Origin of the sequence: Chitinophaga sp. sic0106, from assembly GCF_019219075.1 — a bacterium.
Lineage (GTDB): Bacteria > Bacteroidota > Bacteroidia > Chitinophagales > Chitinophagaceae > Chitinophaga.
In genome coordinates this window covers 80,445-104,065 of record NZ_JAHUWJ010000024.1, presented here as the reverse complement: position 1 = coordinate 104,065, position 23,621 = coordinate 80,445, and the positions used below count along the sequence as shown (strand labels likewise).

General features: G+C 48.1%; 19 protein-coding genes. 7 read left to right on the top strand and 12 right to left on the bottom strand.

Features of this window, described 5'->3' with window-relative positions:
• Nucleotides 1–167: 167 nt before the first annotated feature.
• On the bottom strand, nt 168–1,262 hold the full coding sequence (locus KW844_RS25790; RefSeq protein WP_218379666.1) for an anhydro-N-acetylmuramic acid kinase: 1,095 nt from the start codon (nt 1,260–1,262) through the stop codon (nt 168–170).
• A 107-nt stretch (nt 1,263–1,369) separates the two neighbouring features.
• Here KW844_RS25790 and KW844_RS25785 point away from each other — a divergent pair, with 107 nt between their 5' ends.
• The 5 genes from KW844_RS25785 to KW844_RS25765 all read left to right on the top strand — a co-directional run bounded on the left by KW844_RS25785 (nt 1,370) and on the right by KW844_RS25765 (nt 6,711).
• The gene (locus tag KW844_RS25785) at nt 1,370–3,211 is read left to right on the top strand and encodes a von Willebrand factor type A domain-containing protein (protein WP_255578635.1); all 1,842 of its coding nucleotides are present in this window, start codon (nt 1,370–1,372) and stop codon (nt 3,209–3,211) included.
• 44 nt (nt 3,212–3,255) lie between these two features.
• A complete protein-coding gene (gene upp, locus KW844_RS25780; RefSeq protein ID WP_218379665.1) occupies nt 3,256–3,909 on the top strand; it encodes a uracil phosphoribosyltransferase in 654 nt (217 codons plus the stop codon).
• A 169-nt stretch (nt 3,910–4,078) separates the two neighbouring features.
• Nucleotides 4,079–5,095, top strand: coding sequence for a PorP/SprF family type IX secretion system membrane protein (locus KW844_RS25775; protein WP_218379664.1), 1,017 nt, complete (start codon nt 4,079–4,081; stop codon nt 5,093–5,095).
• Nucleotides 5,096–5,242: 147 nt separating this feature from the next.
• Nucleotides 5,243–6,007 (top strand): EI24 domain-containing protein, encoded by a 765-nt coding sequence (locus KW844_RS25770; RefSeq protein WP_218379663.1) that lies wholly within the window; start codon nt 5,243–5,245, stop codon nt 6,005–6,007.
• Nucleotides 6,007–6,711 carry an SAM-dependent methyltransferase gene (locus KW844_RS25765; RefSeq protein WP_255578634.1) on the top strand — a complete coding sequence of 235 codons (705 nt, stop codon included), beginning with the start codon at nt 6,007–6,009 and terminating at the stop codon, nt 6,709–6,711. The genes KW844_RS25770 and KW844_RS25765 overlap by 1 nt, the downstream gene beginning before the upstream one ends.
• A gap of 65 nt (nt 6,712–6,776) precedes the next feature.
• Here the strand turns inward: KW844_RS25765 and KW844_RS25760 are convergent, their stop codons facing one another.
• Both KW844_RS25760 and KW844_RS25755 read right to left on the bottom strand, forming a co-directional pair.
• The gene (locus KW844_RS25760; protein WP_218379662.1) at nt 6,777–7,172 is read right to left on the bottom strand and encodes a hypothetical protein; all 396 of its coding nucleotides are present in this window, start codon (nt 7,170–7,172) and stop codon (nt 6,777–6,779) included.
• A gap of 24 nt (nt 7,173–7,196) precedes the next feature.
• Nucleotides 7,197–8,570 (bottom strand): M20/M25/M40 family metallo-hydrolase, encoded by a 1,374-nt coding sequence (locus KW844_RS25755; protein WP_218379661.1) that lies wholly within the window; start codon nt 8,568–8,570, stop codon nt 7,197–7,199.
• A 196-nt stretch (nt 8,571–8,766) separates the two neighbouring features.
• Here KW844_RS25755 and bshA point away from each other — a divergent pair, with 196 nt between their 5' ends.
• Nucleotides 8,767–9,912 (top strand): N-acetyl-alpha-D-glucosaminyl L-malate synthase BshA, encoded by a 1,146-nt coding sequence (bshA, locus tag KW844_RS25750; protein ID WP_218379660.1) that lies wholly within the window; start codon nt 8,767–8,769, stop codon nt 9,910–9,912.
• Here bshA and KW844_RS25745 read toward each other — a convergent pair.
• From KW844_RS25745 to porU, 8 genes are all read right to left on the bottom strand, one after another.
• Nucleotides 9,909–11,276, bottom strand: a complete 1,368-nt coding sequence (locus KW844_RS25745; protein ID WP_218379659.1) for a murein hydrolase activator EnvC — start codon at nt 11,274–11,276, stop codon at nt 9,909–9,911. The two genes, bshA and KW844_RS25745, sit on opposite strands and share 4 nt — an antisense overlap.
• Nucleotides 11,277–11,326: 50 nt before the next feature.
• Nucleotides 11,327–12,793 carry a peptidoglycan DD-metalloendopeptidase family protein gene (locus KW844_RS25740; protein WP_218379658.1) on the bottom strand — a complete coding sequence of 489 codons (1,467 nt, stop codon included), beginning with the start codon at nt 12,791–12,793 and terminating at the stop codon, nt 11,327–11,329.
• 108 nt (nt 12,794–12,901) lie between these two features.
• Nucleotides 12,902–13,717 carry a DUF4292 domain-containing protein gene (locus tag KW844_RS25735; protein ID WP_218379657.1) on the bottom strand — a complete coding sequence of 272 codons (816 nt, stop codon included), beginning with the start codon at nt 13,715–13,717 and terminating at the stop codon, nt 12,902–12,904.
• 67 nt (nt 13,718–13,784) lie between these two features.
• Nucleotides 13,785–15,512 (bottom strand): tetratricopeptide repeat protein, encoded by a 1,728-nt coding sequence (locus KW844_RS25730; RefSeq protein WP_218379656.1) that lies wholly within the window; start codon nt 15,510–15,512, stop codon nt 13,785–13,787.
• 3 nt (nt 15,513–15,515) lie between these two features.
• On the bottom strand, nt 15,516–15,959 hold the full coding sequence (gene dut / locus KW844_RS25725; protein WP_073084124.1) for a dUTP diphosphatase: 444 nt from the start codon (nt 15,957–15,959) through the stop codon (nt 15,516–15,518).
• Nucleotides 15,960–15,994: 35 nt separating this feature from the next.
• Nucleotides 15,995–16,483, bottom strand: a complete 489-nt coding sequence (gene ispF / locus KW844_RS25720) for a 2-C-methyl-D-erythritol 2,4-cyclodiphosphate synthase (RefSeq protein WP_073084126.1) — start codon at nt 16,481–16,483, stop codon at nt 15,995–15,997.
• 108 nt (nt 16,484–16,591) lie between these two features.
• Nucleotides 16,592–17,770, bottom strand: coding sequence for a type IX secretion system outer membrane channel protein PorV (gene porV / locus KW844_RS25715; RefSeq protein WP_218379655.1), 1,179 nt, complete (start codon nt 17,768–17,770; stop codon nt 16,592–16,594).
• A 119-nt stretch (nt 17,771–17,889) separates the two neighbouring features.
• On the bottom strand, nt 17,890–21,282 hold the full coding sequence (gene porU, locus KW844_RS25710) for a type IX secretion system sortase PorU (protein ID WP_218379654.1): 3,393 nt from the start codon (nt 21,280–21,282) through the stop codon (nt 17,890–17,892).
• Nucleotides 21,283–21,450: 168 nt separating this feature from the next.
• On the opposite strand from porU, the gene KW844_RS25705 reads away from it, so the two are divergent.
• Nucleotides 21,451–23,001: an SUMF1/EgtB/PvdO family nonheme iron enzyme gene (locus KW844_RS25705; RefSeq protein WP_218379653.1), complete on the top strand. Its 1,551-nt coding sequence runs from the start codon at nt 21,451–21,453 to the stop codon at nt 22,999–23,001.
• Nucleotides 23,002–23,146: 145 nt separating this feature from the next.
• Here the strand turns inward: KW844_RS25705 and bcp are convergent, their stop codons facing one another.
• A complete protein-coding gene (gene bcp, locus KW844_RS25700; protein WP_218379652.1) occupies nt 23,147–23,608 on the bottom strand; it encodes a thioredoxin-dependent thiol peroxidase in 462 nt (153 codons plus the stop codon).
• Between the last annotated feature and the right edge of the window lie 13 nt (nt 23,609–23,621).

The following is a 23,621-nucleotide window of genomic DNA, read 5'->3' as shown; positions in this document are numbered from 1 at the left end:
TTTTTTACGATATGACCAATGCCTATCTGGGTGTATCTCTCTCATTTCCCAACAGGGTAATAACTAGTATAACTACATTAATATACCTGTTTAATAATTTCCTACAAAAGTAAAAGGGTGTATCAAACTTCTGATACACCCTCTTTTGTTTATCAATTGTATTCTGTTTAGTTCATCCACAACGCGCCACCAATGCTGTTGCGGCTTGCACCCGTAACGGAAGACAATACATTTTCCTCCTGTCTCCAGCGCAAAGCGCCAATCAGCGCCATCACCAGTGCTTCCTTGAAGCTCACGGTTTGCTCATCCGGCACCACTAGTTCAATATCCAGCGGCTCCAGTTGTTCCCGCAGGCAGTTCACCAGGAAGGTGTTGAACGCGCCACCACCAGTAATCAGCATTTTAGCAGGTGCGGTGGGGTCTTCCATTCTGTTTTTCAGTTCACTTACAGACTTTGCTATCTGCGCTGCAATATGTGCTACGTAAGTACTCAGTTTACCCTGTACGGATATTTTCAGTTCCTGGAACATTGGCAGAACGGTGTTTGTACCGAAGTCGTTGGCCAAAGATTTAGGCCAGGACTCTGCATAGTACGGCAATGCATTCAGCCGGTTGAGCAGGGCTTCATCTGTAACGCCACCAGCAGCCAGTTGCCCGCCATCGTCGTAAGCGCGGCCTAAGGCAGCCACCAGCCCATTGAGTACCCGGTTGGCCGGGCAGATATCAAATGCCGTAAATCCTTCCGGAAGCATGGCAGAAATATTAGCGATGCCGCCCAGATTAAGCCAGTATTGGAATCCAGGGAACAAATATTTTTCTCCTATTGGAACAATAGGTGCTCCCTGACCACCCAGGGCAATATCCATTGCACGGAGATCGCTGATCACCGGCAAACCGGTGACTGCAGCAATAGCAGCGCCTTCACCCAGTTGAGCCGTCATTTTGCCGGCAGGCACATGGAAGGTGGTATGGCCGTGAGAGGCTATGAAATGTACTTTATGATCCAGGTTATTCTTTTCTATGAATGCTTTGATCCGATGGCCGGAATAATGACCATACTCGCTGTGCAGCAGCAGGTAATCACGGGCAGACAGCTCCGTGGCCTGGGCCAGTTTCTCCACCCATTCCTGCTCATAAGGAAGACTTTCGGAAGCCTTGATAACATATGTCCATTGTCCGCGTACTTCTGTCAGCTCCGCAAACACAATATCCAATCCGTCCAGTGAGCTGCCCGACATAGTGCCTATCACATTGTAAACCATCTGAAAAAATTTCGAACAAAGGTAAATCATCTCCAGAAAGTTTTTTTAAGGGGTTTTATGGAATCCCGGGAAGTGAGTGCATCATGCCGTCAGAAAAACTATCAGTCATGAAAAAGATATTCCCCATCCTGGCAGTAATGCTGCTGATAAGCATCTGCAGCCTGGCGCAGTCCCGGCTTATTAAAGGCACGGTAAAAGACAGTACAGCCAAAGTTCCCGTTATTAATGCTGTGATACGGATAAAAGGCACGGACGTAATGACGGCCTCCGATAAGCAGGGCAACTGGCAGCTGACGATCCCCAAAGCCGCCACTACTATTGAAATTGTGGCCACCGGCTATCCCCGCCGGGAAATGGTGATAAAAGAAAATACCACTGCCGTGGCGATCACGCTGGTGCGCAGGCCGGCAAAGCGTATTATGGCGCTGGAGGATTCCAACCGCGCTATGGCCAAGCAAAAGTTTGCCCAAATGGAGTATTCCGTAGCGGCAGCTGCTCCTATGGCACGATATAGCTCCGGCTGGACTAATCCCGGTGAAACCGAAGCCTACGCTCCTATCAATGAAAATATTTTTCATGCCGTTAAAGATCAGCCACTGAGCACCTTCAGCGCAGATGTGGACAGAGCTGGCTACAGCAATGTGCGCCGCTACCTGAACGGGGGCGACCTCCCCCCTGCTGATGCAGTGCGGGTGGAAGAAATGATCAACTACTTCGATTATCACTATCCACAGCCTAAAGGCAAGGACCCGGTGGCCATTGTGGCGGATATGAGTGTTTGCCCCTGGAATACCGGCCATCAGCTGGTAAGAATTGGTATACAGGGTAAGGTGGTAGATAATAAAGACGTACCGCCAAGCAACCTCGTGTTTTTGCTGGATGTATCGGGCTCAATGGAGGCACCTAACAAGCTGCCACTGGTGAAAAAGGCCTTTGGGGCGCTGGTTAAACAATTACGCCCGCAGGACCGCGTGGCGATAGTCGTGTACGCAGGTGCTGCCGGTGTGGTATTACCATCTACCCATGGTGATAAGCCAGAAAAAATTATGGCAGCGCTGGAGCAATTACAGGCTGGTGGCTCTACCGCCGGCGGCGCTGGCATCTCCCTGGCCTATAAAATAGCCAGAGAAAACTTTTTGCCTAAAGGAAATAACAGGGTAATACTGGGTACAGACGGCGATTTCAACGTTGGTGAATCATCCAGTGGGGAACTGCAACGGCTGATTGAAGGCGAGAAGGATAAAGGTATCTTTTTGTCCGTACTCGGCTTTGGAATGGGGAACCTGAAAGACGTAAACCTGGAAACCCTTGCCGATAAAGGAAATGGCAACTACGCATATATCGATAATTACGAAGAAGCCCGCAGGATTTTCGTGACTGAATTTGGTGGTACGCTGTACACGATTGCAAAAGATGTGAAGTTACAGGTAGAGTTCAATCCTAACTTCGTGCAGTCGTACAGGTTAGTAGGATATGAAAACAGGATGTTACAGGCGGAGGATTTTAATAATGATAAGAAAGACGCTGGTGACATGGGGGCAGGGCATACTGTGACTGCTTTGTATGAAATTGTGCCTGCCGGCGGCGGAAAAGCGCAGGATGTGAACTGGGTAGATCCCCTGAAGTACCAGGAGGCCAAAGTACTTGGCAACCGCACGGAAGTGCTGACGGTGAAAATGCGTTATAAAGAGCCGGATTCTAACACTAGCAGCCTGGTACAACGGGTGCTCAGCTATCAGTCCAAACCCTTTGAAAGCATGGACACTGACTTCCGGCTGGCGGCATCCGTAGCGGCTTTTGGTCAGCTCCTCCGCGAATCTGCTTTCCAGGGAGAAGCCAGCTATGATAAAGTATTGCAGTGGGCTGCCAATACCCGCGAAAATGATCCGGAAGGCTATAGGGCTGAGTATCAGCAGTTAGTGAAAAAAGCTCAATTGCTACAAAAATGAGAATCAACATTTTTCGGTAATTTGCCGCATCAAAGGCAAAGCAAATGATAATAAATTTAAGTGAAACTAATTCGCTGGTTGGTGAATGGCTGAGTGAAATCAGAAACGTAGACGTACAACACGACCGTATGCGTTTCAGGCGTAACATGGAGCGCCTGGGTGAAGTGGCTGCATATGAAATCAGTAAAACGCTGGAGTATGTGGAGAAAGAGGTGACCACCCCTATGGGTATTGCCAACTGCCGTGTCCTTAAATCGCAGCCGGTACTGGCTACTATTCTCAGGGCAGGATTAGCTTTACATCAGGGTTTGCTGCATTATTTTGACAAAGCTGACCACGCATTTATTTCTGCTTACCGCAAGCATAATCATGATGGTTCATTTGATATCAGCCTGGAATATGTTAGCAGTCCTTCTATCGACGGTCAGGTGCTTATCCTTTCCGATCCGATGCTGGCAACCGGTGCTTCGCTGGTAAAAACCATCGAACATCTGGAAGAGATCGGTAAACCGACCCATATTCACCTGGTGGTGGCCATTGCCTGCACCGTAGGTATTGAATACGTGTTGCGTAACACAAAAGCGAACCTCACCATCTGGGCCGGCGACATTGATGATGAACTGACTGCCAAAGGCTACATCGTACCGGGTTTGGGCGATGCCGGCGATCTGGCATTTGGAAATAAATTACAACAATAGTCGTTATTTTAACGTTTAACGGATATACGGAATTGATAAGAATCAAAATTCCGTATATCCGTTTTTTTATGTCTATATTTCTTTTTATACATGGATTTAATTTGAAATATGACTTAATTGGTGTACCTTCACCATTATTGCATAAACCCTATGCTACAAGCTTTGCCATATGAAAAGAGCTTTACTATTCCTGACCATATTTTTTAGTCTGAACACCGCCCTGCGGGCGCAAGACCCGCACTTTTCCCAGTTCTTTGCCTCACCGATGACGCTTAACCCGGCGTTTACTGGTTTATTTTCAGGTGATTACCGCCTGTCGGGCAACTACAGATCGCAGTGGAGAAGCATTTCAGAACCTTTTGTTACCGGAACTGCCGCAGTTGATTTTGGTATCCTTAAAAACGTAATTAACTATACAGATATCTGGGGTGTGGGCCTGATGGCCATGTATGACCGCAGTGGTGGCGGTGCCCTTACATCTACCTACCTCAGTGCCAGCACCGCCTACCATAAGGGGCTGGATCCGGAAGGAAACCATACGATTGCAATTGGTTTACAAGGTACACTGGTACAGAAGCGGGTGGATAATGAAAAGCTGCGTTTCGAGAACCAGATCGACAACAACGGTTACAACCCTGCGATACCAAGTGGCGAAACGCTGATCAATCCTAAAATTTCTTACTTCGATCCTAACATCGGTATTTTATACAACGGCCTCATCGGTGAATCATCCAACATTTACATGGGTGCTTCCTACTATCATATTACCCAGCCTACGGAATCGTTTATGGATCAAACGCAGAACAGACTTAGCTACCGCTGGACATTACACGGGGGCGGCTCTGCACCGATCAATGGCACCAACAGAATTCACACCAGCATCCTGTACATGAAGCAAAGCACTGCATCAGAGTTTACTTTTGGCGGCGCCTATGGCTTTACCATGGATGATACGGATGATCAGCCTACTGTGTTTTATGTGGGTAGCTGGTATCGCTGGAAAGATGCAGTGATCCCCTACATCGGGGTGGAAATTAAAGGCTTCCAGGTAGGCCTCACCTACGATACCAACGTATCCAGCCTGAAACCAGCCTCCAATTACAGAGGTGGTCTGGAACTCTCGCTGATTTACATCCACTCGCGTAACCAGATGAACAAATACAAAACACTGTGTCCAAGATTCTAAAATATTCGTAACAAAAGCACGATATTTCATAACAAATAAGCCCGGTCATCGTGATCGGGCTTATTTATTAGGTGGATTTTCGGTAGTTTCGTTGCACCTTAACTTTAGAGGAAAAACTCAATCTATTTACACTAAAACTGTACACACTTGTTTTCATTCAGAGAGGTGCTGTCCGCTTTTCAGGCTTACGGTAAGGCGCACCATTTTATTATGCAGCATAAATTGTGGAAGTGGATTCTCATCCCTGGCATCATTTACTGCTTGTTGTTTTTTGCAGGCTTTTATTTTGTGTGGGGCTATTCAGGTGAATTTGTGGAATACCTCACCCGGTTGTTCCATATCACGGAGTGGGTACAGGATGTAGAAAGCAGCTGGATAAGTTTCCTTTTTCTGCTGGTCGCATTCAGTGTTAAAGTAGTTTTCGTATTCTGGTATTTTTCCTATTTCAAATATTTCTTCCTCATCCTGGGTTCTCCGGTATTTGCGTATCTGTCGGAAAAAACGGAGTCCATTATCCAGCATAAGGACTTCCCTTTTAGCTGGAAGCAGCTGATGGCGGATATCTTCAGGGGGATAAAAATGTCGTGCCGCAACATTGTATACCAAACGGCCGCTATTCTCATTTTGCTGCTGGTATCTTTTGTTCCGGTGGTGGGTTGGATTACGCCTATGATCGGCTTTTTCATTGAGGCCTATTTCTACGGTTTTTCCATGATGGACTATAGCTGCGAACGCAACAGAATGAACATGTCGCAGAGTATAACGTTTATACGTCAGCACAGGGGTATGGCGCTGGGTAATGGGATTGTGTTTTACCTGTTTATGCTGATACCGGTGGCGGGCTGGATACTGGCCCCTTCCTACGCCGTGATTGCAGCAACCATTGATTTACAAAATAAAAAAATCAAATAATGACTACTGGCAAAGTGTACCTGATTCCTACCGTGCTGAGTGCTGATGCCTTGTACAGTATACCACCGTATGTTACTGAGGTAGCCAGGAAACTCACCGTTTTTTATGTAGAAAACGAGCGTACCGCACGCCGGTACCTGAAAGCGCTGGACCGCAGTATCAACATTGACGCGCTGCAGCTCCTGCCTATGAACGAAAACCAGCTGCCCGACACAGAAGCAGCCAAAAAATTCCTCCGGCAGGGGATCGACATCGGCGTGATCAGTGAGGCAGGATGCCCTGCGGTAGCAGATCCCGGCCACCTGATCGTGAGAGCTGCACATAGCATAGAGGCAGCAGTGATTCCCATGATAGGCCCCAACTCTATGCTGCTCGCCCTCATGGCCTCCGGCATGAACGGGCAGAATTTCCAGTTTACCGGCTACCTGCCTATCAAACCACATGATCGCATCAAAGCCATCAAGGAACTGGAATTGCAATCGCAAAAGAAGAAACAAACGCAGCTTTTCATTGAAACACCGTATAGAAATAATCAGCTGTTAAAAGATATCCTGGATAACTGTAAGGAACATACGAAAGTATGCGTGGCTGCGGATATTACCGGCCCGGATGAGTTTATCCGAACTAAAACTGTGAAGGAGTGGAAAAAGGCACTACCGGAATTACACAAGAAACCGGCGATTTTTCTGCTTGATTCAGAATAAACAAAATGGGACGGAACCTGAGGTTCCGTCCCATTTTGTTTTAGATCCAGGCCTACGGCCCGCACTTATTCTACAATTCGTTTACCCGTTTGCTGGTCAGTTATAGAGATAATACTGTCTACTATGAACGGACTAAAGCCTCTCCACGGAATTGCACCAAGGTATTCCTTATAACTCAACTCCACCCATTTGCCGGAGGCGGTCATCAGCTTTTGTGCGATACGTTCATCGGTCACTGAAAACTGAAATTCATTGCTCTGGATAGTGCCTGCCACCTGGCCTTTGTAGCCCGATTGTATCAGCTTTCCTTCATAGGTTTTGAAGATATATCCTTTCTGTACAAAGTAGTTCAGTTCTCCTGCCTTCACTCCCTTTCCAAATACGAAATAGAATTTATAAAAGAAGATGCCGCCCAGGATTAGTACAATGACTGAAACGACGATGAATACAAATCGGCCCATAGGGTTATGTGTTTTTAGTGAATGTTAGAAACTTTTATCCACCATGTACAGCAATGCTGCCATTGCAAAGGCGCCCAGTTCAAGTTCACGTTTATTCACATTTTCAAACACATCGTTAGGGGCGTGGTGGATATCAAAATAACGCTGGGAGTCCGGCGAAAGTTCGGCCATAGGAGTACCTATTGCAGCATTCAGCTGGCCTACGTCCACACCGCCACCCGGCTCATCAAAATCGTATATACCATACGGTAAGAAAAGGGAACGCCATGCATTTACTTTTTCCCGCTGCTCATCGCTCATGGTCATCATAAAACCACGTGGCGTAAACCCGCCGGCATCGCTTTCCAGTGCAAAGATGTGCTTTTCACCGCGTTCTTTGGCCACCTGCGCGTATTTCTTACCACCGCGGGTGCCATTTTCTTCATTCGCAAACAGCACTACGCGTAAAGTACGCTCCGGCTGAATGCCCAGTGCCTTGAAGGTACGCAGTACTTCGATGGACTGTACGCAGCCGGTACCATCATCGTGTGCACCTTCCGCCACATCCCAGGAATCGAGGTGACCACCTACGGTCAGGTACTGATCCGGATGTTTACTGCCTTTCAGTTCACCGATCACATTGTGGCCAATGGTATCTGCCAGCATCTTGCAATTTGTTTTCAGGAATACCTGTGCAGAAGGCTCGTCTTTAATACGCTGACTCAGCCTGTCCGCATCCTGCAATCCGATAGCTACCGCTGGGATTTTTGGATAAGCGGTATCATACTGCATAGCGCCGGTGTGAGGCTCATTGTTGGCACCGTGCGACATAGAACGCACAATTACCGCCAGTGCCCCGTATTTGGAAGCCCTGCTGGCGCCACTACCCCTGAATTTCACGGCATCGCCGTAAGAATGGAAAGTTTTAATGAATTTCGGGTTGAAGGGATAGTTGTAGAATACAATCTTTCCTTTAACCTGGTCTTTCTTAGCTTCCAGCTCGTCGTAGGAGGATATTTCCAGTACAGGAGCAGTTACACCTGCTTCGCCGCTACCCACGGAGTTACCCAGGGCCAGGACGTTTAACGGTGGAGTATAGTCTCTCCTCTTGGAGATAATACGGGCTTCTTCACGGGCGCCACGTACCCAATGTGGTACCATGCAGGCCTGCAGGTATACAGTGTCAGCACCGGCAGCTTTCAGGGCAGCAACGCCCCAGCTTTCGGCCTTCACCATTCCCGGCGACCCCGCCAGGCGGCCTCCCACCTCTTTGGTGAGCACCCGGAGATTATCGTAAGCGGTACTATGTGTGAGTACTTCATCAGCTATCTGTCTGAATATCACGGAGTCCTGCTGCTGGGCCGACACCCATGCGGGTAAAGCACAGCCCAGGAAAATTGGCAAAAGGTATTTCCTCATAAAAGCGGTCTGTTTGGGCGTTAAAACTAATTAATTGTCCCCAGCCTACAAATAACAATAAAATGGTGTAAACGGCTCGGGGAATTGATTTATGAGCGTTACCTTTGCAGATGCATTTATGGATGACAGCTGATAAGGGCACGTATTACTGTTTTTCATACTATGGGCTTTCGTTTTTAGGCTTAAATAACAAATCATGCGTATTGGAATAGTATGTTATCCTACATACGGTGGTAGTGGCGTATTGGCTACAGAGTTGGGAAAAGCTCTGGCCGACAAAGGCCACATGGTCCACTTTATCACGTATCAGCAGCCGGTTAGGCTCAACGCGTTTCACGCGAACATTTATTATCACGAAGTACAGGTCCCTACATACCCACTGTTCGATTTCCCACCATATGAGTCTGCCCTCAGCAGCACCATGGTGGATGTAATCATCAATCAGAAGCTGGACCTACTCCATGTTCACTATGCCATCCCGCATGCGTCTACCGCATATATGGCTAAGCAGATCGTGGCCAAGCAGGGTCGCGTAGTGCCATTTATCACCACCCTCCACGGTACGGATATCACCCTGGTAGGTAAGGATAAAACCTATGCACCAGTGGTTACCTTCTCCATCAATGAGTCGGATGCCATTACTGCGGTTTCGGAAAATCTCCGCGATGAAACCTATAAGTCTTTCCAGATAGAAAAGGACATTTCTGTGATCTACAACTTTGTGGATACCCAGCGATTTAGTCGCCGCGAGCTGCCTCACTTCCGTAAAGCGATTGCTCCCAACGGGGAAAAGGTGTTGCTGCACGTTTCCAACTTCCGCAAGGTAAAGCGTGTGCCGGATGTAATCATGATCTTCAAACAGGTAAGAGAAGCCATGCCGGCAAAACTCTTGCTGGTGGGCGATGGTCCTGACAGGCCTGCTATTGAATGTATGTGCAGGGAGCTGGGGTTATGTGATGATATCCGTTTTGTAGGTAAGCAGGAACAATTGGAAGATGTGATGTCTATCAGTGATCTGTTTATCCTGCCTTCGGACTATGAGAGCTTTGGACTGGCGGCCCTGGAGGCGATGGCATCAGAAGTACCGGTGATTTCCTCTAACGCTGGTGGCTTACCGGAAATAAATATTCCTGGTGTTACCGGTTATATGGGAGATGTGGGTGACGTAGATACCATGGCAAAGCATGCTATTCACCTGCTCCAGGACGAAGCGCTGCTGGCACGCGTACGCAAAGGTGCATGGGCACAGGCGCAGCGCTTCCATATCGACAATATCATTCCTCAATACGAGGCTTTATACGAACAGGTGCTGGAAAATCAGCGTCAGGCAGAGCTGCTCTAACGGGCACGAATCCATCTTTCAGGATTCTGCTTCACCACGTTCTTATAGATCTGCAATTCAATCTGGCCGTTGCTGCTGCCCGGAGAGGCGGCAGCAACGCCTAAAGTTTGCCCCCTGGATACTTTCGCTCCCTTATTCACTTTCACATCCAGCAGGTGTACGTAGTTTGTAAAGTACTTACCATGCCTGAGCGTTACCATATATCCTGATCCCTGGATATTGAACACCATGATCACCTCCCCTTCGAAAATGGCTTTTACCGCTGCGCCCACGTTTGTATGAAACACAACCCCGCTATACTCTTTTTCCACTTTACCCACCATGCCCATTCCAAAGTGGCCTACAATACGACCGGCGGAAACCGGCCATGGCAGGCGCCCCCGATTGGCTTCAAAATTTTTGGAGAGGGTAAGTTCACAAGGTGATGCTACCAGTACATCTTCGCTGGAAGTTTCCTTTTCCTCCGGCTCCTCTTTCACCTTGGCCACTGGTGGCGGTTTCACACCTTTTTTAGCCGCTGCTTTACGGGCAGCAAGGGCTTTGCGGGCAGCTTCATCCTGCTGCTTTTTACGTTTGGCCGCGGCAATACGTTTCCGCTCTGCCGCTTCAGCAGCGGCTTTGCGCCTGGCTGCTTCTATCTCCCTGCGGATGGCCGCCTGGATCGCATTATCTATCTGCCTGGCCTCCGCCTTGCTCTTGGCGATGCTCTGTTGCAGGTCTTTTTGTTTGCCTTGCAGCTCCTTTATGGTTTGTGCAGTTTCTTTCTGATCGTTTACCAGCTGAATTTTCTGGCGCTGTTCTACGTAGAGGGCACCGGTCTTTTCTTTGCGCTGTTCATGCAATTCGGCCAGTTTCTTCCCTAACAGCTGCCGGGTCGACAACATACTTTCCGCCTGCCGGCGCTTACTTTCGCGGTACTGACGCAGGTATTCATACCGGCGCAGCGCATCGTTAAAACTACTGGCTGAAAAAAGGAAGTTGAGCACATCATAGTTGGTGCGGGATTTATAACTATATACCAACAGCTGGGCATAGCGGGCGCGCAGGGAGTCCACCTCCTTTTCAAGCGACTCCACATTGCTGTTGGTATGGGCAATGTCGCCTTCAATCTGGCTCAGTTCTGTGTTAATAACTTTTATCTGCTCATTGCGGGAGCTGATTTTTGCCTGTAATTCTTTTTGCAGGGATTGATTTTGCCGGGTACTTTTCCGGGTAGCCTGGAGGGCGCGGGTAGCTTCCGCTATTTCTTTTAGCAGCTGTTCCTTTCTGTTTTCCAGGGCTGCACGTGACTGCTTGTTCCGCTGTGCCATGAGCACGGCGGGTAACAGGCATAGCGCCATTATGAAAGGGATCAACTTTCTCAAACAATAATGCATTAGGTTAGTAAGTAGGGCTCATGCAGGTTAGTGCAGGCCTATCGGCGGCGTATCCACTGCTCAGGATTCTGTTTAGCGTTACCTTTCCAGATCTGCAGCTCTACCTCGCCGGAATTTTCAATATCGTTTACACTTGCAGTACCGATTACCTGACCGGTTTTCACCATATCGCCTTTCTTCACGCGTGTGGTTTGCAAACGTATATACGTTGTGAAATATTGCCCGTGGCGGATGATAATCATGTAGCCCATGCCCGGCATTACCACTACGGATCTTACCTCACCGTCGAAAATGGATTTTACCGGACCACCTTTATTGGTAGCAATAACAATACCATCAGAAGGTACGGTGATGCGTTCCATTACAGCATGTTGGTGAATACCGAAGTGCTCAATGATATTTCCAGCGTCCACAGGCCATGGAAGTTTTCCACGGTTAGCCTCAAAGCTCTCAGACAGGGCGAGTGCTTCCGGCGTGGCTTCCAGTACGTTTTCGCTGCGTGTAGGCGCCGGAGTTGGAGCCGGTTTTTCCACTGGCTTCTCTACCGGTTTTTCCACCGGTTTTTCCACCGGCGGTGTATTGGCAGCAGTATTATTATTGGCAGCATTAGCAGCTTTTTCAGCAGCGGCGGCTCTGGCCTTTTCAGCGGCAGCAGCAGCGGCGGCAGCTTTGCGGGCTTCTTCTTCGCGGCGGCGCTTTTCTTCGAGGGCCTTTTTGCGGGCGGCTTCTTCTTCCGCAGCCTTACGGCGTGCCTCTTCGATCTCGCGCTTAATTACGTTACGGATGGCTATCTGTACTTTCTGGGCATCTTTCTTACGCTGATTGATGTCCTGCACCAGTTCTTTTTCACGGCCTTTCAGTTTGCTCAGTACTTCATCCTTCTCTTTCTTATCCGCTTCGAGGATGGAGCGTTGCTCCTGCTCTGTTTTCAGTGCATCACCGCGCTTTAAACGTTGTGATTCAAGATTACCGATTTTTTTGGTGAGCAGGTCCTGCGTAACTACGATGTTATCGGCCTGGCGACGGCGGTAATCGCGGTACTGCTTCAGGTATTGAAAACGTTTTACGGCATCATTGAAGTTGGAAGCAGAAAACACGAAGTTCATCAGATCATAGGTGCTTCTGTTTTTGTAAGCATATACTACGAGCTGGGCATATTGCGCCTTTAGGGTATCCAGGTCTTTTTTCAGGGTATTCACATCGCGGTAGGCGCTGTTAATATCTCCGTTGATGAAGCTGATTTCGTCATTGATATTGTTGATAAGACGGGTACGTGCAGTAATTTTATCACGCAGGGCTCGCAGTTGCCCCATGCTTTCGCGCGTGGATTTTTTGGTAGTCTGCAGTTGTTCGTTGGCCTCATCGATTTCGCGTTGTAATTCTTTCTTACGACGTTCCAGTTCTTCCCTTGATTGCGAAGGCTGTTGCTGACCAGCATTTTGCTGGGCCACCACCATTGCGGGCATCAACCATACAACCAACATAAACGGGATAATCTTCTTCAAATACAACATGACTATATTTAGTAACTGCGAATATTAATATCAGGTATATAAACGATAAATATACAACGTTTATTAGTTTAAAGGTGCGGAACATTTGCCGCAGTGCCACTACATACGCTTGTATCCTGATGGCGTGCTGAACGGAAAGGTGACAGGCACATCAAAATCAAAACGGGTGAAGTCCAGCGCCACTTTCGTGGTCCCTTTTTCTTCTACGTATATGCGTCGGGTAGTGGGAAACTTCCTGTTGCCGGTACGGGAATAATCGCCGTAGGTCAACTCACAGGAGCGCCGCACGGAAGCATCTTTATCCATCACTTTGCTTTGTTGCAAACTGTAATCATCAGCATATACGTTGAACAGGCTGGTAAAGTCCGGCGCATCACAGCTAAAGGATATGATGGAAGGCGTTTTGGTAATCTGGTATAATGAGTCGGTAAGATATACAGGGTTACCGATCAGCAAATTCTGCAGGGTATTGAAATCAAAAGGTACGTTCAGCATGTCTTTGGCATCTGCCAGGTTACGCAATACCAGTTGTTTTTTCAGGCGGTTATATAACTTCAGACTGTCAGGTGTAATAACAGCCCGCACTACTTCGTCGATAACAGGTGCAGATATCGATATCCAGATAATACTGTCTTTGCGCATCCGCACGGTCACAGACAGGCCACTTTTGCTGTCCTGCTCATTCTCAAAAGCAAATTTTGCCCTGCCTGAAAATGAATTAAAGTCTATATGATTCTTTTGTATACCAGCCAGCATCGAGTCCTTAAACCTGTTTAATTCCTCACTGGAACTATCCGTTACTACCGTTACCTTGCCGGTATCGGCAGCGGGAAAGGTGGAACGTGCCAGTTCTTTAGGGCGGCGACAGGAAACGGTCAATATTCCGATTAACCCTACAAATAACAATAATCTCATACTAGCATGCATCTTTTGGAGGCTTAAGCCATACTTAGTTCCTGATCATTCACAACTAGGCAACGGCCTATTGAACATATCTTTTCTCAGCGATTTTTTTGGTGAGGGCTACAGAAGAAGCTCCTTTCTCCTGGGCCATCTGCCAGTATTCTACCGCTTTATTAACATCTTTTAAATTGTAGAGTATATCCCCGTAATGTTCCAGCATGCTGGCATTCTGAAGGGAAGCCGGAAACAGGAATGCCTTATCCATCCACTCTTTGGCCTCCTGGAATTTTTCCTGACGGAAAAGAATCCAGGCGTAGGTATCCATGAAAGTTGGACTCTCCGGATCTATTTCGAGGGAGCGGCGCGACATCTCCGCTGCCTTATTCAGATTTTCACCACGCAGCGACAGATAATAACTGTAGTTATTGAGCACGGTGGCATCTTTCGGGCGTATCAGCAGTGCTTTCTCATAGCTACTGTCAGATAATAGATTGTTACCTGTAGCGTGATATGCATCACCCAGCAGGGAATATACATCAGCCGTAAACCTTTTTTCTGCATCCCCTATTGCCAGCGCCTTGTTCATAGACACGATGGTGGCCGGGTACTGACGCAGCAGGTAGTTAGCCAGTCCGTTGAAATAGAATCCCATGAATTCTTTCGGGAAAAGCCTGGTAACGGTATCGCTCAATGTCAGCAGCACGTTAGGATTTTCCTGCCGGGAGGTAATCCACATCTGCTGATACCATACGGAAAAGCGGGTGGAGTCCAGCGACAGCGAGCGCTGATAATACACCTGGGCGCTATCCAGTATATCACCCTGTGAGTACATATCTCCCAGGAGTGCGTATGACTTGGCATCGTTCGGATGTGCGTCCACAATCAGGTGTGCCAGCTGCAGGCCTTCCTGCATTTTGGAGGTATCTATTTCCAGCATGCGGAGGTAAGGGTATACGTAGGCTACCTTTTCGTCGATGCTGTAGGTGTTGTTGGCGAAGGCGCGGGTCATATAGTCCCAGTATGCCGGCATATCCTGCCTTTTCCTGGCGTAGGAGCCCAGTGCAATCAGTGCTCTTGCGTTTTCAGGATCACGGGAAAGGATATCATTATACACCGCGGTGGCATCGGCTACCTGGTCATTGGCGTCGTATACTTCTGCCAGCAGGTAGTAGTATCTGGTTTCAGCAGGATTGGTAGCGATGAGGCGCTTTATTTCTGCGGCGGCTTCATCGGCCTTGCTCATCCTGAGCAACAGCTTTTGCTTCTGGTAGGTAACTTCTTCTACTACCCCGGTTTTTTCTTCCAGCTTATTGAAAACCGCCAATGCAGCTTCCAGCTTATTGGCTTTGCTGAGCAATACACCCTGATTGTAGAGGTAATCATCGTTTTCAGGGTATTTGCGGGCAAGCCGGCTATACACGATGGCGCCACTGTCAAATTTCTCTGATACAGCATATGCATCGGCCAGCAGCTGCTGGAACCAATGGTTGGCCGTATCCATCGTAGCTGCTCTGCGTGCAAAGTTGAGCGCATAGGGGCCACTATGGGTTTCCATGAGCAGGCGTGCAATTTCATAAAACACCACAGCATTAGTTCTGTCGTATTTCAGGTAGTCCGAATATTGGGAAAGCGCGGTGCGGTAATCCCCAATCATTTTCGAACGCTGAGCCGCGAAGAAAATGCTATCCGTCCGTTGCTTCAGCAACACGGGATCACCGGTGGCGCTGCCACCGGTCCGCTTGCTGGTGCTGCATGCAGCAAAAGCCAACGTCAGGGATAGTCCTATCACTGTGACGTATACACGCATTTATCAGGATTTACCGGTATGACCAAATCCTCCTTCGCCGCGTTCCGTGGTGCTCAGTATTTCTACCGGCTGCATGGTGGCCTGTACGAATGGTGCGATCACCATTTGGGCAATACGGTCACCAGGCTGCACTACCTGCGGTTCGTTGGACAAGTTGATCAGGATAATTTTTATCTCTCCCCTATAATCAGCATCAATGGTGCCGGGAGTATTTAATAATGTCAGTCCCTGCTTAATAGCCAGGCCGCTGCGGGGGCGGATCTGTGCTTCATAACCTGAAGGCAGCTCCATAAACAAACCGGTAGGCACGAGGGTACGTTCCAATGGTTGCAATGTCAGCGGCGCTTCCAGGTTAGCCCTGAGATCCATTCCTGCAGCTTCTGCAGTAGCATAAGCCGGCAATTCATTTGCCGACTTATTAATTATTTTCACAATTACTTCAGCCATTCAGCAAAGATATTTTTTTATGGTAGAGTTTAACCTTAATTATTATACTTTTCGAGGAGCACCGTAGCGTAAGCCATCACTCCTTCTTCCCGGCCTACAAAGCCCATTTTTTCAGTAGTGGTGGCCTTTACAGACACATCCTCCACGCTGATACGCAAACGCTCTGCGATCACCGCCTGCATCTGTGGTACATAAGGCTTGATTTTAGGTGCTTCCAGGCATAAGGTGCTGTCTACATTCACCACCTGGTAGCCTTTTTCACCAATCAGCTGGGCGCAACGTGACAACAGTATTTTACTATCGATGTTTTTGTAGGTATTATCAGTATCCGGAAAATGTACCCCGATATCACCCAATGCCAGGGCTCCTAACATCGCGTCGCAGATGGCATGCAGCAATACGTCTGCATCGCTGTGACCGAGTGCGCCCTTGTGATGGGGTACCAACACCCCTCCCAGCCAAAATTCACGACCTTCTACAAGTTGATGGAAATCGACACCCAATCCGATACGAATGCTACTCATAAGATATTATTTTTTAATCGTTTTGCCAATCCGCAAAGTACGGTATAAAAAGCAAATCCCTCCTTCCGGAGGGATCTGTTTATGTATTTTAACGCAATTTTTAAGTTATTACCAACCCGTTCTGCTCTCTTCCCTTGACCCCAGGTCAAATGTGAGGGTGAAGCGCAGGGTGTTGGACAGCGGATTACGCTGGATACCTGAGCCGGAAGGCACCAGGTAAGAGAAGTTCAGTCCAAAGATATCGTACTTGATCCCCACCCCTGCGGTGAAGTATTTACGGTTACCCTTGTTTTTATTTTCGTTGAAATAACCGGCCCTTACTGCAAACTGCTGGTTGTACCAGTATTCCATACCTAAGGAATACATGAGTTCCTGCATTTCTTCTTTCAGGCCGCCGGGTGCATCGCCAAAGGAGGAGAACATGCCTTCCAGCACCGATTTGTCTTTGTATGCGCCGGTGGTATCAGGTGTAGGCACCATCAGCTTGTTCACATCCAGTGCGAAAGTGAGGGAGTTCATCTCGTCGAGCGACAACTTATAGGCTGCTCCCAAACCAAAGTTGGTAGGGATAAAGTCTTTATTCTGTGCAGAGCTGGTATAGGAGATTTTAGTACCAATATTGGTAATGGCTAAACCTACGCTCAGTTTATTTACAGTACCGTCGTCTTTTTCAAAGTCTTTGGTATAGTAACCGGAAACGTCGGCAGCAAAGGCTTTGCCCGGACGGATAGTCTGGTCGTTTACCGTTTGGCCGCCTGCCAGGTTGGAGTAAATAAATCTACCGGTGAGGCCTACCCCAAAATGCTCGGAGAGTTTGCGGGCGTAACCTGCATCGATAGCAAATTCACGTGGACGGAAATTACCCTGGTCAGTATTGGTAATATCTCTGAAATTGATGGTACCAAGCGAAAAATAACGCAGCGATCCGGAGACGGCCTGATTTTCATCTATTTTGGTATAACCACTTACGGTAGCCAGGAATACATCGTTAACAAGCTCTTTCAGCCAGGGAGTATAGGTTACGGCAATGCTGGAGTTGACATCCGTGAAGGGCAACTTCGACAGGTTATAATAAATGGAATTGGCATCCGGAGAAATGGCAAGGCCCACATCTCCCATGGCACCACTACGGGCATCCGGTGTGATACGCAAGAATGGAACAGCTGTATTAATAGTGTTGGTACGACCATCTAACTGACCAGTAGAGTCTATAGTCTGGGCTGAGGTTCTAAAACTTGTGAAAGTACTATATATGAACACCAGGCTCAAAGTTAACTTTCGGATCATGCAATGTTCGTATTTTGATAGGATGTAAAAATAATGTAATTTATAATATAATTATCAGCTAAGGGGTTTGTTAAGGAAGCTGGACGTCTGACCACTTCATATTGCATAGGTTTTATTACTTAAAATAACATTACTTTGCCACCCTTAACTTCTTTCTTACCATTACTGCTAATAGTTAGTCTATAAAGATATAAACCTGGGGATAATTTCGCTCCCGACTCCCCAGTACCATTCCAGGGCATGCCATCAAAACGATTGCTTCCCGGAATTATTGTGTTAAATAGAGTTTTCATCAGTTTGCCTTCCAGGTTAAAAATCTGAAGGGTAAGCTCCATGCTCATCCCCTGTTGATTGTGTGTGAATACAAACCTCGTTTCACTATGGAACGGATTGGGATAGTTGGCGATATCATTCACCACAAGGGAACCTGCTTCAGTTACTTCAAACGTGATAGTGCTATTGGCCGAATTATTTTGATTGTCCCATGCGGTGATGGTGATGCGGTGTTTTCCGGGGGCGATTCCTGCCAGCGGATAAGCCACAGTCCCTCTCCTATAATTATCTAAAGATGCACTAAAATAATCATTTAATACAATATATTCTGAACTGTCTAATAATGCAAGCAGTTTATGCTCTTTTATTAGTCCGGAGATGTTAATACCACTGGTATCAGCGATATCCACGAGCAACAGCGGGTCAGGCCCAACCAGATCGCCATTTTTAAATAGCCGGTTATTTATCCAGGCCTGCATGGCTGGTGGGGTTTGATCCGTTGCAGGCGCCACCTGGTCTGTAATCCGGATCTTTTCTGTTTGTCCACCGGCATCAACCTGGTTACCAGTGGCGTAATAACTGATTTTCCCCATCCCCTTTGCCTGGCCAGCATCTACCGGCACCATGGCCACTACGCGGAATTTTCCGGCGGTAACCGTTTGTTCTCCCCTGAATAGCACATTTTCCTGCTGTTCAAAGGCCACAACCTGACTGCCAGCGGTATTTCCGAGCGTATTACGGCTTACCGGCGGCGTGTAAATTGTCGTGTATAGCTGCCCGTTATAGTCATTTACCACTGCGCCACTTTCATCTTCAATATGACCTGTAACATATAACAGGGAATTTGCAGGTACCCCTGCCATATTATTATCAAGCTGCTGATGATTGATGCTATCTGTCACGATTTTAAAAGGTGGAAACGCAAGGGTTAAGGCCGGATCACCCAGCAACTGGAATTTTCGGTTATTAATAATATCGATGCTGGTGGCGTAGGTTAAATTTTTTGCTGCTCTTGACGCCTGCCCCAAACTTTTCCAGGTACCATCGGTATTTCTGCTCAGTGCCGCATTGATATAATTGATATTCATTTCCTTATTGGAGGCTGCAAACACGGCTCTTGTGGTAGTCATGAGGGCAATTGCTCCTGTCCGGCGTTGCAATAGTATACTTTGCCCCAGCGAAAATACTGCAGGGTTATCAAAAGGTGCAAAATCGCAGGTGGCAGTGAGGAGTAACGGCAGTCTGTCCTCATTTTTCCAGGTGGCGGCGTTGGTGCCATCAATAATATTTTCTTCGGCCAGGCGGGTATTACTGCCGTGACCACTATAGTTCACGATCAGGGCACCCTGATTGATGCGCCTTATCAGCTGATCCACCGCATCCGGATAAATAGCGCCGGTGTTGCCGGTGAGTCGCTGATATGCATCCAGGTAAATTTTGCTGACGTTGAATAGTGGGTATCGGCTCACTATTCCGGTAAGGGCCTCGGCATCTTCCAGGTGTAAATTATTGTCCTCATCATCCGCGACAAATACCAGGCGGTTGCGCCAGTCGCCCCGCGCTGCCTGATCCTTATAGGCGATGATCTTATCCACCGCCATTGCTGCTTCTGTTGCATTTCTTGCAGGGATACGGCCGATGGCTACCTGCAGTTCATTTCGTATATCCGTCCGGTTTATATCATCCTGATCCCGCAGCAGTCCATAGTAATCGTCTGAAACATAGGAGGCTACCGGGTCCAGTGAGGCGGTACTTTGCCAGGAGGGCACCAGGTTGGTATTATTTTTAACCCGGTTGCGGTAGTCGTAGGAGGCGGCACCAAACAACAGCAGGTATTCCGGTCCCTGGCCTTTATCGTACTTTACTTTCAGGAAATTACGCAGGGCCGTAGGGTCCGGCGTACCGGCAGAAAACTCATTATATACCTGATCCATGGTGATCACCGCTGTTTCAAGCCCCTGCTGCTGGTGCCAGCTGGCCAGTCGCCGGGCTGCCGGCAGCAGGGCGGGAACGGTAACGATCAACATCCTGGCGGATATGGCCATCAGGTCCTGATTGGCGATGGTGCCGGTATAAACAGGGACCATTATGCTTTCCGGTTGAAAGGCTATTAGCTCGCGGAGGGTATCATTTTTCACGGTAACGGCCATAGAATCTGCCACCAGATCTGTTTTCAGCACCAGTGGCTGGCGGGGCCGCGTTACATCCCAAATCTGCGTTTGTCCATTAGCGTTATATAGGGAGATGCCGGTGGCACGTCCGTCAGTGAGGGCCTCAGTACGGAAGGAGAGGAATCCGCCGGCCGGCATCACTGCCTGGCAGCGGGCCTGAATTTCCAGATAATCCAGCCACCCGCGGGCGTTATTATCTCCCTGTAAAAAATCCACATCCGCCTGAATATTACTATCAGTGAGGTATACACCTCCCGTACCTGTTGCTGCGGTGGCAAAGGCTTCGAATACATTACCACTTACCGGCAGCAGGTAGGCGGTGGCCGCTTCCTGTTTGTTAAGGCTCACCTTAAAATTACTTCCGGCAGCCCCTCTGGCGGCTACCCGCATACTAACGTTCACCAGGCCCCTGGGCGCAGCTGGTAAGGTAAAGCGGTAAGTATGCCTGCTGCCGGCGGCGGGGTCCAGACTAAACTCTTCTGCAAACCACTGTTTGCCACTACGTAAAAAATTCAGGCTGTCGTTTTCGTAAAAAGTATGATAATCAAAGAGATACTGTTGTTTCTCCGGAACGGCCCTGCTTACCTCCACGGCTACACGGGCGCCGGGCTGGTCCCCTACCTGGAGATAATACCAGGCGGTGTCGCTATATATATTATACTGGTGAGCATAGGTGCCGTTATTTTCATTGTACGTCCATTGGTGAGACCCCGGGGCGTAAAAAAGAATATAGTCGTTCCCGTTAACAATATTATCCCCTCCGTCGTTAACCAACAGGGCGACTTCCTGTAATGCTTCGGGATGGATACGGTGGTTTTCCGGTAGCATGGCGCCGCCGTTGCCGAAAAGTCGGAGCTGACTGGCCTGGAGCTGGTCAGGATTTAGCCCGGCCTTCCGAAGGAAAGCCGCATCCAGTTTATAAACCCCCTGCCGGGAAATGGCCAGTTTTAACCATTTACCCGTTGCCAGCACGCTATGGTCGCGATAAGTAAATGGCTGCGCAGCCAGCCGGGGGACTGCAAAAATTGAAATGGCAAGGGCTATTATATAAAATCTTAGGACTTTCATTATCTTGTTCCCTGCAAACGCAAGTAGTCACAAAGTAAAAAATCGGCGGTAAAATAGGAAACCCGAAGCTACCGTAACCGGTTAATTACAAATTAAATTATTTCACCATAAAATAAAAAAGACTACATTTGCGTTTACTGTAAATATAATCGACTAAAGCTGTATCACATGCGTAGATTAACCTCTTTGTCATTGCTCGTAGGTACCAGCGTAATGCTATCCATGACTGCCTGTCGTAAAGACGGCGGGGGGCTTTTCGGCAAAAAGAAAGAAACATCTTCTGCCACCGGCTGGAACTACAACGACCCTAAAATGGGAGGTTTCGCAGTGGCTAAGAATAAAAACCAACAAACCGGTCCTGGCCTCGTGTTTGTACAAGGCGGTACCTTTGCCATGGGCGCCACCGAGCAGGACGTAATGATGGACTGGAACAATATTCCACGTCGTATTACAGTATCCTCCTTTTACATCGACGAATCTGAGGTAGCTAACGTACACTATCGTGAGTACTTGTTCTGGCTATCCCGCGTATATGGGGAATCTTTCCCGGATGTATACCGTCAGGCTTTACCGGATACCCTGGTATGGCGTAGTGAGCTGGCTTACAACGAGCCATTGGTAGAATACTATTTCCGCCACCCTGCCTACAATGATTATCCTGTGGTGGGTGTGAACTGGAAACAGGCCACCGACTATTGTAAATGGCGTTCCAATCGTGTAAACGAAAAATTACTGATGGACAAAGGTCTGCTCTCCAAGGCAGATGTTGGCAATCAGACAGATGATAACACTTTCGACACTAAAGCCTACATGGCTGGCCTGTACGAAGGAACACCGGGCAAAATGTCAAAAGGCACCAAGTCAGAATTTAAGAATCCTGACGGTACCCCACGCAATGCCCAGTTCGAAGATGGTATCATGCTTCCCGGCTACCGCCTCCCAACAGAAGCTGAGTGGGAATATGCGGCACTGGGTTACATCGGCCAAAACCCTGGTCCTTCCAAAAAAGAAGGTAAACATGGTGAGGAGCTGATCATGAACAAACAGGTGTATTCCTGGGGAACAAATACCAGCGGTTTGCGTGATATCCGCCGCGGTAACTTCCAGGGTATGTTCCTGGCCAACTTCAAACGTGGTTCCGGTGATAACATGGGTGTGGCCGGAGGTTTGAACGACCGTGCTTCCATTCCTGGTCCGGTTCGCTCCTTCTTCCCGAACACTTTTGGTATCTATAACATGTCAGGTAACGTAAGCGAGTGGGTACTGGACGTTTACCGTCCGCTGAGCCCTATCGATGGCGATGACTTCAACTACTTCCGTGGTAACAAATTCCAGACTGTTTATCAGAACGCTGATAAAGAACTGGAAAAAGATAGTCTCGGTGGTTTGAAAATGCGCGATGTAACCGACGAAGAAAGTGCTAACCGCCTCAACTACCAGAAAGGTGATGTAATCAACTATCTCGATGGTGACTCCCTGTCACAGGTGGAATATGGTTACGGTATCACTACCCTGATTAACGATAAATCACACGTGATCAAGGGTGGTAGCTGGAACGACCGTGCATACTGGCTTTCTCCGGGTACACGCCGTTACATGCAGGAAGATATGGCCACCAACACAGTAGGTTTCCGTTGTGCAATGGACCGCGTGGGTAGCCCGGAAGGTAACAAGTTCAAAACTGGTAACCTGTTTAAGAAACAGCGCCAGAAGAGATAATAATTGTAAATTCAGAAACGAAAATGCCGGGGAGATTTCCCCGGCATTTTTCGTTTTGTAACTACAGTGTTGGAGGACCTGCGGTCCTCCAACACTGTAGTTTTGTTCCGGGCCAAAGGCCCGGAATAAAACTACAAGGCGAATATTATTTCCAGATCTCCAGAATTTCTTCTGTATGATTTTTAGTATCCGGCTTCTTAATGATATGATCAATCACTCCATCCCCGTTGATCAGGAAGGTAGTTCTGTGAATGCCATCATAGGTTTTACCCATCATTTTCTTTTCGCCCCAAACGCCGTACTGGTTCACTATTTTCTTGTCTTCATCCGCCAGTAAGGTGAAAGGCAGTTCATATTTTTCGATGAACTTCTGGTGACTCTGTTCGCTGTCGGTGCTTACTCCCACTACTGCGTAACCTTTTTTGAGGAGGTCCGTGTAGTTGTCGCGAAGGTTGCAGGCCTGGGCAGTGCAGCCAGGGGTCATGTCTTTAGGATAGAAGTACAACACTACTCTTTTCCCTTTGAAGTCAGTGAGGGATACTGTTTTACCGTGTTGGTCATTTCCTTTGAAAACCGGCGCTTTATCGCCTTCTTTTAATGCTGCCATGATGCTATAATTT

Coding starts and splice junctions, on each gene's coding strand:
- KW844_RS25765 (WP_255578634.1), top strand. CDS start 6,007: ATGACTACTGGCAAAGTGTACCTGATTCCTACCGTGCTGAGTGCTGAT.
- porV (WP_218379655.1), bottom strand. CDS start 17,770: ATGATCCGAAAGTTAACTTTGAGCCTGGTGTTCATATATAGTACTTTC.
- ispF (WP_073084126.1), bottom strand. CDS start 16,483: ATGAGTAGCATTCGTATCGGATTGGGTGTCGATTTCCATCAACTTGTA.
- KW844_RS25730 (WP_218379656.1), bottom strand. CDS start 15,512: ATGCGTGTATACGTCACAGTGATAGGACTATCCCTGACGTTGGCTTTT.
- KW844_RS25785 (WP_255578635.1), top strand. CDS start 1,370: ATGAAAAAGATATTCCCCATCCTGGCAGTAATGCTGCTGATAAGCATC.
- upp (WP_218379665.1), top strand. CDS start 3,256: ATGATAATAAATTTAAGTGAAACTAATTCGCTGGTTGGTGAATGGCTG.
- bshA (WP_218379660.1), top strand. CDS start 8,767: ATGCGTATTGGAATAGTATGTTATCCTACATACGGTGGTAGTGGCGTA.
- KW844_RS25755 (WP_218379661.1), bottom strand. CDS start 8,570: ATGAGGAAATACCTTTTGCCAATTTTCCTGGGCTGTGCTTTACCCGCA.
- KW844_RS25760 (WP_218379662.1), bottom strand. CDS start 7,172: ATGGGCCGATTTGTATTCATCGTCGTTTCAGTCATTGTACTAATCCTG.
- bcp (WP_218379652.1), bottom strand. CDS start 23,608: ATGGCAGCATTAAAAGAAGGCGATAAAGCGCCGGTTTTCAAAGGAAAT.
- KW844_RS25735 (WP_218379657.1), bottom strand. CDS start 13,717: ATGAGATTATTGTTATTTGTAGGGTTAATCGGAATATTGACCGTTTCC.
- KW844_RS25790 (WP_218379666.1), bottom strand. CDS start 1,262: ATGGTTTACAATGTGATAGGCACTATGTCGGGCAGCTCACTGGACGGA.
- KW844_RS25705 (WP_218379653.1), top strand. CDS start 21,451: ATGCGTAGATTAACCTCTTTGTCATTGCTCGTAGGTACCAGCGTAATG.
- KW844_RS25775 (WP_218379664.1), top strand. CDS start 4,079: ATGAAAAGAGCTTTACTATTCCTGACCATATTTTTTAGTCTGAACACC.
- dut (WP_073084124.1), bottom strand. CDS start 15,959: ATGGCTGAAGTAATTGTGAAAATAATTAATAAGTCGGCAAATGAATTG.
- porU (WP_218379654.1), bottom strand. CDS start 21,282: ATGAAAGTCCTAAGATTTTATATAATAGCCCTTGCCATTTCAATTTTT.